This window comes from Pontibacter vulgaris (genome assembly GCF_022758145.1).
GTDB lineage: Bacteria > Bacteroidota > Bacteroidia > Cytophagales > Hymenobacteraceae > Pontibacter > Pontibacter vulgaris.
The window spans coordinates 68621-81986 of record NZ_JAJVDH010000004.1; the positions used below are offsets into that span (position 1 = coordinate 68621).

General features: G+C 44.4%; 13 protein-coding genes. 5 read left to right on the forward strand and 8 right to left on the reverse strand.

The features are described 5' to 3' along the window. The first annotated feature begins 21 nt into the window (after positions 1-21). Positions 22-816, forward strand: coding sequence for a thymidylate synthase (locus LWP20_RS10480; protein WP_242928096.1), 795 nt, complete (start codon positions 22-24; stop codon positions 814-816). A gap of 84 nt (positions 817-900) precedes the next feature. Here LWP20_RS10480 and LWP20_RS10485 read toward each other — a convergent pair whose 3' ends face one another. The 3 genes from LWP20_RS10485 to LWP20_RS10495 form a co-directional block, all read right to left on the reverse strand. Continuing rightward, the gene (locus tag LWP20_RS10485; RefSeq protein ID WP_242928097.1) at positions 901-1719 is read right to left on the reverse strand and encodes an aminotransferase class IV; all 819 of its coding nucleotides are present in this window, start codon (positions 1717-1719) and stop codon (positions 901-903) included. A gap of 111 nt (positions 1720-1830) precedes the next feature. Beyond that, on the reverse strand, positions 1831-2952 hold the full coding sequence (dprA, locus tag LWP20_RS10490; RefSeq protein WP_242928098.1) for a DNA-processing protein DprA: 1122 nt from the start codon (positions 2950-2952) through the stop codon (positions 1831-1833). Between the two features lie 17 nt (positions 2953-2969). Further along, the gene (locus LWP20_RS10495) at positions 2970-3317 is read right to left on the reverse strand and encodes a MerR family transcriptional regulator (RefSeq protein ID WP_242928099.1); all 348 of its coding nucleotides are present in this window, start codon (positions 3315-3317) and stop codon (positions 2970-2972) included. Positions 3318-3519: 202 nt separating this feature from the next. Here LWP20_RS10495 and alaS point away from each other — a divergent pair, with 202 nt between their 5' ends. From alaS to LWP20_RS10510, 3 genes are all read left to right on the forward strand, one after another. Continuing rightward, positions 3520-6159 carry an alanine--tRNA ligase gene (alaS, locus tag LWP20_RS10500; RefSeq protein ID WP_242928100.1) on the forward strand — a complete coding sequence of 880 codons (2640 nt, stop codon included), beginning with the start codon at positions 3520-3522 and terminating at the stop codon, positions 6157-6159. A gap of 68 nt (positions 6160-6227) precedes the next feature. Continuing rightward, complete coding sequence (gene gatB / locus LWP20_RS10505; RefSeq protein WP_242928101.1) at positions 6228-7685, forward strand: Asp-tRNA(Asn)/Glu-tRNA(Gln) amidotransferase subunit GatB; 1458 nt, start codon at positions 6228-6230, stop codon at positions 7683-7685. Between the two features lie 11 nt (positions 7686-7696). After that, the gene (locus LWP20_RS10510) at positions 7697-8809 is read left to right on the forward strand and encodes a TlpA disulfide reductase family protein (RefSeq protein ID WP_242928102.1); all 1113 of its coding nucleotides are present in this window, start codon (positions 7697-7699) and stop codon (positions 8807-8809) included. Between the two features lie 75 nt (positions 8810-8884). On the opposite strand, the gene LWP20_RS10515 is transcribed toward LWP20_RS10510, so the two are convergent. The 3 genes from LWP20_RS10515 to LWP20_RS10525 all read right to left on the reverse strand — a co-directional run bounded on the left by LWP20_RS10515 (position 8885) and on the right by LWP20_RS10525 (position 10847). Beyond that, the gene (locus tag LWP20_RS10515; RefSeq protein ID WP_242928103.1) at positions 8885-9505 is read right to left on the reverse strand and encodes a hypothetical protein; all 621 of its coding nucleotides are present in this window, start codon (positions 9503-9505) and stop codon (positions 8885-8887) included. 5 nt (positions 9506-9510) lie between these two features. Next, positions 9511-10041, reverse strand: a complete 531-nt coding sequence (locus LWP20_RS10520; RefSeq protein WP_242928104.1) for an acyl-CoA thioesterase — start codon at positions 10039-10041, stop codon at positions 9511-9513. Positions 10042-10187: 146 nt separating this feature from the next. Then, entirely contained in the window at positions 10188-10847 is a 660-nt protein-coding gene (locus LWP20_RS10525) for a protein-L-isoaspartate(D-aspartate) O-methyltransferase (RefSeq protein ID WP_242928105.1), read from the reverse strand. 184 nt (positions 10848-11031) lie between these two features. On the opposite strand from LWP20_RS10525, the gene LWP20_RS10530 reads away from it, so the two are divergent. Next, positions 11032-11628 (forward strand): riboflavin synthase, encoded by a 597-nt coding sequence (locus LWP20_RS10530; protein WP_242928106.1) that lies wholly within the window; start codon positions 11032-11034, stop codon positions 11626-11628. A 60-nt stretch (positions 11629-11688) separates the two neighbouring features. On the opposite strand, the gene LWP20_RS10535 is transcribed toward LWP20_RS10530, so the two are convergent. After that, positions 11689-12264 (reverse strand): phosphatase PAP2 family protein, encoded by a 576-nt coding sequence (locus tag LWP20_RS10535; RefSeq protein WP_242928107.1) that lies wholly within the window; start codon positions 12262-12264, stop codon positions 11689-11691. Between the two features lie 2 nt (positions 12265-12266). Further along, complete coding sequence (gene hemF / locus LWP20_RS10540; RefSeq protein WP_242928108.1) at positions 12267-13166, reverse strand: oxygen-dependent coproporphyrinogen oxidase; 900 nt, start codon at positions 13164-13166, stop codon at positions 12267-12269. Positions 13167-13366 lie beyond the last annotated feature (200 nt).

A 13366-nucleotide genomic window follows, 5' to 3' on the forward strand; every position in this document is an offset into this window, starting at 1 on the left:
TAAAACTGCCTAAACCACACCATGAAGCAATATTTAGACCTGATGCAGCATATCCTGGACAACGGGGTACGAAAAGAAGACAGAACCGGAACAGGCACTTTAAGTGTTTTTGGTTACCAGATGCGCTTTAACCTGGCTGATGGTTTTCCGTTGGTTACTACCAAAAAAGTGCATTTAAAGTCTATCATACACGAGCTGCTATGGTTTTTGAAAGGCGACACCAACATTGCTTACCTGAAGGAGAATGGCGTGAGCATCTGGGATGAATGGGCAGATGAGAACGGTAATTTGGGCCCGGTTTATGGCTCGCAGTGGCGCAACTGGCCAACCCCTGACGGCCGCCACATCGACCAGATCACACAAGTAGTCAATCAACTTAAAAACAACCCGGATTCGCGCCGGATTATAGTAAGTGCCTGGAATGTGGCCGAAATCGAAAACATGAAATTGCCGCCATGCCATGCTTTCTTCCAGTTTTATGTAGCCGAAGGCAAGTTAAGCTGCCAGCTTTACCAGCGCTCTGCCGATGTGTTTCTGGGCGTGCCTTTTAACATTGCATCGTATGCCTTGCTTGTGCTTATGATGGCGCAGGTTACCGGCCTGGAACCAGGCGAATTTATCTGGACGGGCGGCGATACGCACTTGTATACCAATCACCTGGAGCAGGCCCAACTGCAGCTTACCCGCGAGCCTCGCCAACTGCCAACCATGAAAATAAACCCGGATGTGAAGGATATTTTCAGTTTCAGGTTTGAGGATTTTGAGCTTGTTAACTATAATCCGCACCCGGCTATAAAAGCGCCTGTAGCAGTATAAAACGCAAAAGTGTAACAACATAAAAGCCCGAAGCAGCAAGTAAAAAGATTGCTGATTCGGTCTTTATCGTTTACTTATATATAATCAGGAGAATATGGCCTGTTGCATCTTGTCAATAAATGCCTGGTCTGTTTTTATTTCAACTCGGTTTATACTTGCTATACTTCTGATTCCGGTAACATTTGCCGCAAAAACAGCATCTGCATGCTGTAATTTATCCGGGTTGAAGTATACTTCCTTCACTTTTATACTTTGGTTAGTGCACCATCTTAAAATATTGCGCCTGGCAATGCCATTTACGCAGCCGGTATCCAGCGCTGGCGTATGAAGCACCTCTTCTTTAAGCCAGAAAATGTTAGAAGATATAAGTTCAGATACAATTCCTTGTCGGTTAAGCAACAGCATATCATCATAGTTCTGTTCCTTTTTTTCAATACCTGCCAGCACATACAGAAGCGCATTCGGGCCTTTAAAATAGGAGAGAGGTGAGTGGTTGGTAAACACATTGCGGCATACACCAATTTGTAAAGCTTGCTGTATTGTAGTCTGTACCGGACTTATCGTTGCCAGCCATTCTATGTCGTTTGTTTCAGGGGTGTAAAGCCCGGCACCTGCACGCCATACTTTAAGTTTTAATCTTCCCTTATCGATCAACTGGTTTTGTTCGGCAAGTTGCAGTAATTGTTTTTCTAAAGAAGTAGATGCAAAAAAGGAAGGTAATTGCATTTGCAACGATTGGGCAGCTGACTGCATACGCGCTAAATGGTCAGGCCAGAAACGTAACGTGCCCTTATCCAGAATGATAGTTTCAAAAAAGCCATCGTTGAACTGGAAGGCCCGGTTATTTAATGGCATTCTGAGCTCATTTTCAGGTATACACTCTCCGTTGTAAAGCAGGTACATAAATAATTAAGTATAACGAACGGAAAGATACTATTTTTATAACAGCTTGGTATGAGGTATCAAAAACACAAAAGCAAATTAATAAACTAGTCAGGCTAATACTTTATTATTTTAACCGATCAGCATAAAGCGCTTACCTGGCAGAGCTTTCACCATACCTTTAAATTCGAGCCCCAATAGTACCGATGCGAGCAGACTAACCGGAACCTGTGCTTTCCAGCTCAGGTTATCCATGTGTTCTTCACGGTTTTGCATCAATACCTGTAGTACTTTCATTTCATCCTCCGAAAAATCAGCAGGATTTAGAATAGTTTTGGAAGCCACTTTTTTAGCAGCGGCTTCGTCTTCCAGGTCCCAGTTCAGCAATTCTACAAGGTCTTGCGGCGAAGTATAAACTGCTGCCTTATGCGATTTTATGAGGTAATTGGTGCCTTCTGAAACCGAAGAGTTAATATTGCCAGGCACAGCCATTACTTCTTTATCATAACTATGGGCAATGTCAGCGGTAATGAGGGTACCGCTTTTAAAGGCAGCCTCTACTACGATTGTGCAATCAGACATGCCGGCGATAATACGGTTCCGGGCCGGAAAACGAGGGGCATCCGGTTTAGTACCAAAGGTGCTTTCAGTGAGTAAACCACCGTTCTCCATCATTTTTTCGGCATACTTGCGGTGCACTGCAGGATAAATAATGTCCGGGCCGCTGGCCATTACTCCGATAGTAGGCAAACCTGCCTGCAATGCTGCTCTGTGTGAAATTATATCAACACCATAAGCCAGACCGCTTACAACCATCACGTTATAGGGTTTCAGGCCTTCCACTATGCGCTCGGTTATACTTTGCCCATAACTGGTTGGTTTACGGGTGCCTACAATGCTTATAATGCGTTTGTAGTTGAAGTCAGTGTTGCCGCGGAAGTATAAAAGTACAGGTGCGTCAGCAATCTGTTTCAGGCGGTCGGGGTAACGTGCTGAAGTATAAAACAGAATATGAACGTCCTGTTCTTCTGCCTTTTTTAGCACCTCTTCAGCCTCTACTAAGGCATATCGGAAGTTATCTGTCAGGTTACGAACTATTTTATCGCCAACCCCTGGTATCTTCAGTAATTTACCCGGAGGCGTAGAAAACACAGCTTTAGCCGAACCGCAATAGCTTACCAGCTGGCGCGTGAGCTGTGCGCCAATGCCAGGCAATTTGGTAAGAGCAACTTCGTAAAGGCTGTTTTCAGACATGCCTCACAATACGCATGTTACGCTTTGGTGTTTAGTTGTTGCTTTATACCTACCAGAAATTCACGAACTTTTTCAAGCGACTGAATGATCTCGATCTTGTCTTTGGTCTGCACCGACTTGTTCTTCATCATTTCTTTAGCCCCTTGTATAGTATAGCCACGCTCTTTAACAAGATGGTAAACCGAACGGAGATTCTCAATATCTTTCTGGGTATACTGGCGGTTACCTTTTTTACTTTTTTTGGGGCGCAATTGCTCAAATTCGGTCTCCCAGAAACGGATCAGGGAAGGGGCAACATCAAAAATAGCAGCTACTTCACCGATAGAATAATACTGCTTCTCTATTTCTTTTTCTTTATAAGGCATATTAAAAGTCTAAAACGTGGGCAGAAACAGACTAATTTTCGGGCCAATGCTACTGATTACAGGTAAAATATGCTACTTTTGCCTAGTAACAGCCATACAGGCAGCTCCTGAAAACCGGTGTTTCTGAATGGCAAAAATTCGATATTTTTTGTTCTTAAACAACAAGTATAGCACTTAGTATCTAAAGGCTTAATACTCATACATGAACTCAGCTGAGATAAGAAAACAGTTCCTCGACTTTTTTGCTTCCAAGCAACATCAGATTGTGCCATCGGCACCATTGGTGGTAAAAGATGACCCTACGTTGATGTTTATTAACTCGGGCATGGCTCCCTTTAAAGATTATTTTCTGGGCAACAAACCTGCGCCGTACAAACGCATAGCCGATACCCAGAAATGCCTGCGTGTGAGCGGAAAGCACAACGACCTGGAAGAAGTAGGTTACGATACCTACCACCATACCATGTTCGAAATGCTGGGCAACTGGTCTTTTGGCGATTACTTTAAAAAGGAGGCGCTGGCCTGGTCATGGGAATTGCTCACAGAAGTATACAAACTGCCGAAAGACAGGCTGTACGTTTCTGTATTTCAGGGCGATGAATCAGAGAACCTGCCAATGGATGAGGATGCCTTTAACATCTGGAAGTCAATGATAGCTGAGGACCGCATTTTGATGGGTTCAAAGAAAGATAATTTCTGGGAAATGGGCGATACAGGTCCGTGCGGTCCGTGTTCTGAGATTCATGTTGACTTACGAACAGAGGAAGAAAGAGCGCAGGTTGATGGCAAAACACTTGTGAATAACGACCACCCGCAGGTAGTGGAGATCTGGAACAACGTATTCATGGAGTTTAACCGCCTGGCCGATGGCTCGCTGGTAAAACTGCCTGCACAGCATGTAGATACAGGTATGGGCTTCGAGCGTTTGTGCATGGCTATCCAGGGCAAGCGTTCCAACTATGATACCGATGTTTTCCAGCCGCTGATCCAGTTTATTGCCAAGGAGGCAGGCGTAACATATGGCGAGAACGAGAAAACAGACATCGCTATACGTGTAATGGCAGACCATATTCGTGCTATTGCATTTGCTATTTCCGACGGTCAGTTGCCATCAAACAACAAGGCTGGTTATGTAATCCGCCGTATACTTCGCCGCGCAGTACGCTACGCCTTCACATTCCTGAATTTCAAAAAGCCGTTCCTGTATAAACTGGCAGCCGTACTGGCCGACCAGATGGAAACTGTTTTCCCGGAACTGAAGCAACAGCTTAGCTTTGTTCAGCGTGTTATCGAGGAAGAAGAGAACGCATTCTTAAGAACGCTTGAAAATGGTCTGAAGAGACTGGATGCGCTGGAGGATAAATTCAAAGAAAACAATAATACCATCGATGGCAAAACCGCCTTTGAGCTATACGATACCTTCGGTTTCCCGCTGGATTTGACAGCTCTTATTGCCCGCGATAAAGGCCTTAAGGTAGACGAAGCAGGTTTTAGCGTGGAGATGGAGCAGCAGAAGAACCGTTCCCGCAACGCATCTGCATCAGAGCAAACCGACTGGGTTATACTTCAGCCGGACGTGGTTAACGAGTTTATTGGCTACGATGTAGATACTACGGAATCTCATATTGTGCGCTACCGCCAAGTAAAAACCAAGAACAAGAGCGAGTATCATATTGTACTGGATAAAACTCCTTTCTATGCTGAAAGCGGTGGCCAGGTAGGCGATACAGGTTACCTGATTTCTGCCACAGAGCAGATCGAAGTGCTGGATACGAAGAAGGAAAACGATCTTATACTTCATATTACTTCCAAACTTCCCCAAAATCCGGAGGTTGCATTCAAGAGCCAGATAGATGTGGAACGCCGTAACCTGATCCGTAAGAACCACTCGGCTACGCACTTACTGCATGCTGCTTTACGTAAAGTTTTAGGTGAGCACGTTCAGCAAAAAGGCTCTTTGGTAAGCGAAAAAGTACTGCGCTTTGACTTCTCTCATTTTGCTAAAATAGAGGAGGCCCAATTGCGTGAAATTGAGCATATCGTGAACGAGCGCGTGCGCCAAAGCATCCCGTTGGAAGAGCAACGCAACACCCCGATTGCCGACGCAAAGGCAATGGGCGCGATGGCTTTGTTCGGAGAAAAGTACGGCGAGTTTGTTCGTGTAATTGCTTTTGACCGTGAACACTCGGTAGAGCTTTGCGGAGGTACGCACGTGTACAATACAGGCGAGATTGGTTACTTTAAGATAGTATCTGAAAGCTCTGTTGCTGCTGGCGTACGTCGTATTGAGGCGCTGACAGCAGCCGCTGCTGAAGATTATATGCAACAGCAACTGAATGAGCTGAATGCCGTGCGTGAAGTACTTGGTTCGCAGAGTAACATTTCAGGTGCTGTAGAAAAGCTTCAGGAAGAAAACAAAGCATTGCAGAAACAACTGGAAGCATTCGAGCTGAAACAACTTACTACACTGAAAGACAGCCTGGTACAGAAAACGCAGCAACTGGATGGTGTAAATTTTGTAGCTGAGCAGGTAAATGTCAGTAACGCTGATTATCTGAAGAAACTAGCTTTTGATATGCGACAGGCAGTAGATAACCTGGTGCTTATACTTGCCGCGGAGATCGAAGGCAAACCACAGATCGCGGTAATGCTTTCGGACAACCTGGTTTCTGATAAAAAGCTGAATGCCAGCCAGATGGTGCGCGAATTGGCGAAAGAGATCAAAGGTGGCGGCGGCGGCCAGCCATTTTATGCAACAGCTGGTGGTAAAGAAACAGCCGGCTTGCAAGCCATACCAGCCAAAGCACTGGAGTTAGTAAAATCAATGATTAATAACGGATAATGATTTACTCATAATGAAGATTGATTCATACTTAAAGTATAAATCAATCTTCATTGATCATTAAAACAATGGATAAAGCAATAAGAGATAAATACCAGGCAATTATAGGTCTGGAAGTGCACGCGCAGCTGCTAACAGAAAGTAAGGCCTATTCGTCTGACTCTACTGAGTACGGCGCTATGCCTAATACAAACCTGAGCGTTATTACACTTGGCCACCCGGGCACATTACCACGCGTGAACAAGAAAGTGGTTGAAATGGCCGTGAAAATGGGTCTGGCTACAAACAGCGAGATTACACGTTACAACCTGTATGCCCGCAAAAACTATTTCTACCCCGATCTTCCGAAAGGTTACCAGATTACGCAGGATAAAACTCCGATCTGTACGCATGGCCACTTGGTTGTAAAAGATGCAGAAGGCAACGACAAGCGTATTGGTATCACCCGCATTCACATGGAAGAAGATGCTGGTAAATCAATGCACTTAGCCGGCGAAACTGAAACGCTGGTGGACTTCAACCGTGCCGGTGTTCCACTTATCGAGATCGTTTCTGAGCCGGATATCCGTGATTCTGTAGAAGCTTACAACTACCTTACCGAGATAAAGCGACTGGTGAAATACCTCGATATCTGCGACGGTAACATGGAAGAAGGCTCTCTGCGTTGCGATGCCAACATTTCTGTGATGCTGAAGGATTCGCCACTTTGGGGAACCAAGGTAGAAGTGAAGAACATGAACTCTTTCCGTAACGTGCAGCGTGCCATTGAGCACGAGATAGAGCGCCAGATTGAGATCATTGAAAATGGTGGAACAATCGATTCAGAAACCAGGAACTTCGATGCTAATACCGGCAGCACCACAGCCATGCGTTCAAAAGAAACCCTGAATGATTACCGTTACTTCCCGGAGCCGGATCTTCCGCCGTTGGTTATAGAGCAGGAATGGCTCGATAGCATTCATGCTAACATGCCAAGCTTGCCACAGGAGCTTTACAAGCGCTTTACGCAGGAGTATGGCCTGCCTGAGTATGATGCCGCCGTATTAACCGATGCAAAAGAAGTAGCTTTATACTTTGAGGAGCTTTGCAAGCATACTTCTAACTATAAAGCAGCCTCTAACTGGGTAATGGGCCCTGTTAAATCATACTTGAACGAGCTGCAGCTGCACATCAAAGACTTCCCGCTACAGCCGGAAAGTATAGCAGGCATTATTGCTTTGGTAGATGATAATAAGGTGAGCCATTCGGTAGCCTCTAAAAAGATATTCCCTTACCTGTTAGAGAACCCGGGCAAAACGGCACAGCAAGTAGCCGAAGAACAAAACCTGTTACAGGAATCTGATTCGGATGAACTGGCACAGATAGTTGCAGCTGTGCTTGCCGAAAACCCTGCCAAAGTAGCAGAGTATAAAGCCGGTAAACAATCGCTTGTAGGTATGTTTATGGGCGAGATAATGAAGAAAACCAAAGGTAAAGCCGATCCTAAAGTAGCTAACCAGTTGCTGCGCGATGGCTTAAACGCTTAAAACCTGATATCATGAAGTATACAAAGTATGTAGTACTGGCTTCGGCTGTAGTAATGCTGGCTGGTTGCAAAGGCAATAAATCAGCTTCTAATGCCGAAAACACTTATACTATACAAGGTAAACTACAAAATGCTACTCCAGGCAAGATATACTTATTCGAACTTGGCGATCAGCAGTTTATTGCCCGCGATACAGCTGAAATAGCACAGAATGGTACCTTTAAATTTGAAGGAACGGTAAAAGAACCAACCTTCTACCGCATCAGCCTTGATCAGCAGAACGGCATGATGCTGGTGCTGGACAATAACGAGATAAAAGTTGAAGCCGATGCTAAAGACCTGAACAATACTGTTAAGGTAGAGGGATCTGAAGATTCTCAACTGTTCCAGCAACTGAATAAACTGGTAACTGAATCGCGTCAAAAGGAAGTAGAACTGGGCGAGAAGTTTAACAAGGCTATGGCAGAAGGTAAAACCCAGGAAGCCGAAGCACTGAGAAAAGAGTACCTGGGTATGCAGAAAAAGATAAAGGACTTTATCGCAGCACATCCCAATTCAGTTGTATCAGCTTTTGGTACTTTAAGCTTGGTTGACCCTAAAAACGATTTTGCTTTTGCTGATAGCATGGCCAACCTGTTTAGCGAGAAACTACCTAATTCAAAGTATACCGCCGTTCTGAACGAGCGCCTGAAAGGCTTGAGAACAACAGCAATCGGTTCTGTTGCACCGGATATTAGTTTACCTGCACCGGATGGTGGTAGCGTTGCATTATCATCGCTGCGTGGCAAGTATGTATTAATAGATTTCTGGGCTAGCTGGTGCGGACCGTGCCGTAAAGAGAACCCGAACGTGGTGCGCATGTACAATCAGTATAAAAACAAAGGCTTCGAAATTTTCGGCGTATCATTAGACCAGTCAAAAGAAAAATGGTTAAAAGCGATAGCAGACGATAAACTTACCTGGCCACATGTATCTGATTTGAAAGGATGGGAGAGTGCTGCCGCACAACTTTATGGTATAGAGGCTATTCCGCAAACTATACTTTTAGATAAAGAAGGTCGCATTATTGCAAAAAACCTTCGTGGCCAGGAGCTGGAAGAGAAGTTGGCCAGTGTACTGAAATAAGCAATTATAAACCAAAGTATAAAAGAAAAGCCCATCCTGAAGAGGATGGGCTTTTCTTTTATACTTATCTAATACCTATAAAAAAACCTGCTTCAGCGCATTCCAAAGGTGCTTTTTCTGCTCCTGGTCTTTATCCAGCACTTCCAGCGATTGCGAAAACACGACTGGCACTTCGCCAACAACAACAGGCTTGTATAAAGTAAACTTATCATGCGGCAAGGCAGTGTCTAAACGGCTGGCAAAGCTGATGATGTAATTCACTTTATAGGCAGCCGCAAGTTCTTCAAACACAACTACCTTCCCGGAAACATTATTTACAAACAGCACATCGGCTATCTGGTAGCCAATAGCCTGAAGTATACGCTGCAGAAATTCAGATTTCGGTAAAGCTATAAAGGCTGGCTCAGGTAATGTAACCAGTACTACCAATCCTTTCGCGTCATTACCTATGCTTTCGTATGCAGCTGGTGCTTCAACTTTAATTTTAGGTAATTTAGGTATAGCAGTGGCAGGTAAAACTACTGGTTCTGGTATTTGCCCACTAACAGGCTCTTTTTCCGGCGTAAGTATATCTGCGGTAATAGCAGTTTCCGGAGATTGAACAAAAGTTTCCTCGCCCGGAACCAGGTAAATGGTTTCGGGTAAAAAATTTCTGAAAAACTCGCTGTTCAGGTTATCTGCCTCCAAAGCTGCCATACTTATTATGCTTCTTCTTCTTTTATATCGAAGATTGATTTCAACTCGTTTGCCTCGCTTGGCTTCATGCGGCCGGCAAGTACCAGGCGCAACTGACGGCGACGTAACGCACCATCGTAATGGCTAATTTCTTCTTCTGTTTCAGGTATGGCTTCCGGAACATCAATCGGGTTGCCAAGCTGGTCTACCGCCACAAAGGTGAAGTATGCCTGGTTCGATTTTACTTTCTTACCGCTCGGAATGTCTTCCGCCCATACATTAATATGCACCTCCATAGAAGAACTGAAAGCACGTGTCACTTTTGCTTCTAAGGTAACCACGTTGCCCAGTTTTATACTTTCTTTGAAAGAAACGTTATCTACTGAGGCGGTAACTACAATTCGGTTTGAGTGTTTTTGGGCAGCAATTGCCGACACAATATCCATCCAGTGCATCATTTTACCACCCATCAGGTTGTGCAGGGTATTGGTATCGTTGGGCAATACCAACTCCGTCATGATCACGTAGGATTCTTTTACTGTTTTTTGTTTGCGCATTGTAAGTTTTTGTAAACTGCGGGCAAAGATACGTTGCTACACCCGAATCATAAAACGGTTGAGCCGATTTGCCTTAGAATTTGCAAAAGGATAATAATTTAAATTATAAATGAAGCTGACAAAGCAATACGTAGCATTACAGGGTGTTACAGTTCAGCTTCCCAACCAGACTTGCCCAACAGCGGTACAAACTTAAAATCAGAGAATTCTTCTTTCGTAAACTCGTTCTCGTTAACGCGGGTAATTCGCAGCATTTTCTGGCTTTGCTCATTACCAACCGGTATAACTAAAATGCCTCCCACAGCCAACTGACGCACTAAGCTTTTGGGCACAGCAGGCGCACCGGCTGTAACTATAATTTTATTGAAAGGGGCATGTTGCGGTAATCCTTCCGAGCCATCGCCGCAAAATGTTTTAGGATGCAAGCCATAGGTTTTAAAGAACTTTACAGCTTTCTCATACAAGGGCCTGTTATACTCTATGGTATAAACGTTAGGCGTAATCTGCAGCAAAACACTGCACTGGTAACCAGAGCCCGTACCAATTTCAAGTACTTTATCTGTACTTTTAAGTTCCAGTAGTTCTGTCTGGAAGGCAACAGTATAAGGTTGCGAAATGGTTTGACCTTCGCCAATCGGGAAGGCTTTATCCTGGTAGGCCTGCTCCAGAAAGGCTTTCTCGAAAAAGAAATGCCGGGGTACGGCTTCAATGGCAGCCAGCACACTTTCATCGTAAATTCCTTTATCCCGAAGTTGTTTTACTAACGTGCGGCGCATGCCTTTGTGCCTGTACGAATCTGTCTGCATCTCTTTTACTATGTTAAAATATAAATTACGGAACTACTAAAGTAGTTTACTCTTAACGCCCTTGCCGGGTTGATATTTGCGAAAATAATGAACCTAAGCCAATTTTTCGGTATAGAATCTTACATTTGCATTGTTGCCAACCTCTTAATCAGGGTAAATTTTACAGAAAATAACGCACAGAACTATGTTTACAGGCATAATTGAAACATTGGGAAAAGTTGTATCTGTTCGTGAAGAAGACACTAACAAGCATTTTACAGTTTGGTCGCCCTTCACACACGAACTGCAGATAGACCAAAGCGTAGCCCATAACGGCGTATGCCTTACCGTAATAGCTATAGCAGGCGATACCTATACTGTTACTGCTATCGATGAAACTCTTAAGAAAACTAACCTGTATTCTTTAAAGGAGGGAAATGCTGTAAACCTGGAACGTTGTCTGCAGGCTAATGGCCGCTTCGATGGTCACATAGTGCAAGGCCACGTTGATCAGACCGCTGTCTGCCAATCAGTAATTGATGAGAACGGAAGCTGGGTTTTCACATTCAAATATGATGCGGGCTTAGGTAATGTAACAGTTGAGAAAGGCTCTATTTGCGTAAATGGCATTAGCCTGACGGTTGTGAATTCCAAAGAAGATGCGTTTTCTGTTGCCATCATACCGTATACTTACGAACACACCAACCTGCACGAAATTAAGCCTGGCGATACTGTAAACCTGGAGTTTGATATTGTAGGAAAGTATGTAGCCCGTATGCTAGCTGGCCGAGGATTAATTTAAGTAAATACTTATACCTGTGCTGTAGTAATTGCGATTATACTATAGAGCACAGGTTTAAACTCATTTTACAAAGTTTGGGTATCTTTTCAGCCAGATGGTATAAGCCAGAGAACTGACATAAGCTGTAAAAGCACCTACCAAAGCGCCCCCAATAATATCCCCCGGGAAATGTACGCCCAGGTAAATACGACTATAGGAAACAACAACTGCCCAGGCAATCAGCACTATCTTAAATATAAAATAACGGTCGGAGAGGATCAGGTTAAAGAATACGGCCAGCGCAAAACTGGTAGAAGCGTGCGATGACAGGAAACCGAATTTGCCGCCACAGCCTTTAACAATATTAACCATAGCCGAAAGCTCCGGATCGTGACAGGGGCGAAGCCGTTCAAAAGCGGGCTTAAAGATACCTGACGCTACAAAATCAGCCAGACCAATTGCCACAACAGCCATCAGCAACATAGGTATACTTTGGCGGCGATAGCGGAAAATAATATAAGCAACCAGCAACACATAAAATGGGATCCAAACATACTTGTTCGAAGTATAAATCATGATATCATCCCAAAACGTACTGTGCTGCTCGTTCAGAAAAAGGAACAACTCTTTATCCAGCTTCTCCACCGATTCAACCATACTTAGATAACGTTAATCCAGTCAATGTCCTTTTTCAGGTAATTCAGGGTTTGCTCTTCGGCGCTACCAGGTTCAGGTTTATGGTTGTATACCCAGGATGCATGCTGCGGCAAACTCATAAGTATGGATTCTATGCGGCCTTTTGTCGCCAGGCCAAACTTGGTGCCACGGTCATATACCAGGTTAAATTCTACGTACCGGCCTCTGCGTATAAGCTGCCACTGTTTTTGTTGCTCGTTATAAGGCAGGTCACGGTTCTGATTGATGATGGAAGTATAAAATGGAGCAAAGGCACGGGCTACATCCTTGACGAATTCAAAGCGTTGCTCCAGCGTAAACTCATTTGTTGCCATTAGCCTGTCGAAGAAAATGCCGCCTACGCCACGGGTCTCTTCGCGGTGCTCATTGTAGAAATAATCGTCAGCCCACTTTTTAAACTCCGGGTAATAGCTTGGGTGGTGCTTGTCGCAAACTGCTTTCATGGCCTTATGAAATTCCTGCGCCTGCTTCAAATCCACGTAAATCGGGGTCAGGTCTATGCCACCGCCAAACCATGCCTGGCCGTTACCTGCTTCAAAATAGCGAACATTCATGTGTGTAATAGGCACCATCGGGCTGTGCGGGTGCATTACCACCGATACGCCAGTTGCAAAGTAATTCGGGTCCGGCATTTCCAGCATTTTCAGGAACTGGGGAGATAGCTGCCCGTGTACAGCAGAGAAGTTAACGCCACCTTTTTCGAGTACGTTGCCATTTTCGATGATGCGCGAAATACCGCCGCCACCTTCGGCATGCTGCCATGCATCTACCTGGAAAGTAGCACCACCATCACAGGTTTCAAGGGCTTCTACAAGCTCGTTCTGGAACTGGCGCATAAATGCTTCAACTTCTTCTCTGTACATATTTTTAAACTTAGGATATAAGACGCAAGACACAAGAACTCTCAAAAAATTATGAGCACATGCATGTGAACCGTATGAATTCAGATCAACTCAAGGCACATTAGTTTGTTGTGTGTCTTAAATCTGAAATCTTGTGTCCTTAAAAGTAAGCGCAAAATTACCGAATTATGACCGTTCTACCGAACCATCATCTATATTTT

Excerpts from the sequence above, each read along its gene's own strand:
- LWP20_RS10510 (WP_242928102.1), top strand. The coding sequence starts at position 7,697 with ATGAAGTATACAAAGTATGTAGTACTGGCTTCGGCTGTAGTAATGCTG.
- LWP20_RS10480 (WP_242928096.1), top strand. The coding sequence starts at position 22 with ATGAAGCAATATTTAGACCTGATGCAGCATATCCTGGACAACGGGGTA.
- alaS (WP_242928100.1), top strand. The coding sequence starts at position 3,520 with ATGAACTCAGCTGAGATAAGAAAACAGTTCCTCGACTTTTTTGCTTCC.
- dprA (WP_242928098.1), bottom strand. The coding sequence starts at position 2,952 with ATGTCTGAAAACAGCCTTTACGAAGTTGCTCTTACCAAATTGCCTGGC.
- LWP20_RS10485 (WP_242928097.1), bottom strand. The coding sequence starts at position 1,719 with ATGTACCTGCTTTACAACGGAGAGTGTATACCTGAAAATGAGCTCAGA.
- LWP20_RS10515 (WP_242928103.1), bottom strand. The coding sequence starts at position 9,505 with ATGGCAGCTTTGGAGGCAGATAACCTGAACAGCGAGTTTTTCAGAAAT.
- LWP20_RS10525 (WP_242928105.1), bottom strand. The coding sequence starts at position 10,847 with ATGCAGACAGATTCGTACAGGCACAAAGGCATGCGCCGCACGTTAGTA.
- LWP20_RS10520 (WP_242928104.1), bottom strand. The coding sequence starts at position 10,041 with ATGCGCAAACAAAAAACAGTAAAAGAATCCTACGTGATCATGACGGAG.
- LWP20_RS10495 (WP_242928099.1), bottom strand. The coding sequence starts at position 3,317 with ATGCCTTATAAAGAAAAAGAAATAGAGAAGCAGTATTATTCTATCGGT.
- LWP20_RS10535 (WP_242928107.1), bottom strand. The coding sequence starts at position 12,264 with ATGGTTGAATCGGTGGAGAAGCTGGATAAAGAGTTGTTCCTTTTTCTG.
- hemF (WP_242928108.1), bottom strand. The coding sequence starts at position 13,166 with ATGTACAGAGAAGAAGTTGAAGCATTTATGCGCCAGTTCCAGAACGAG.
- LWP20_RS10530 (WP_242928106.1), top strand. The coding sequence starts at position 11,032 with ATGTTTACAGGCATAATTGAAACATTGGGAAAAGTTGTATCTGTTCGT.
- gatB (WP_242928101.1), top strand. The coding sequence starts at position 6,228 with ATGGATAAAGCAATAAGAGATAAATACCAGGCAATTATAGGTCTGGAA.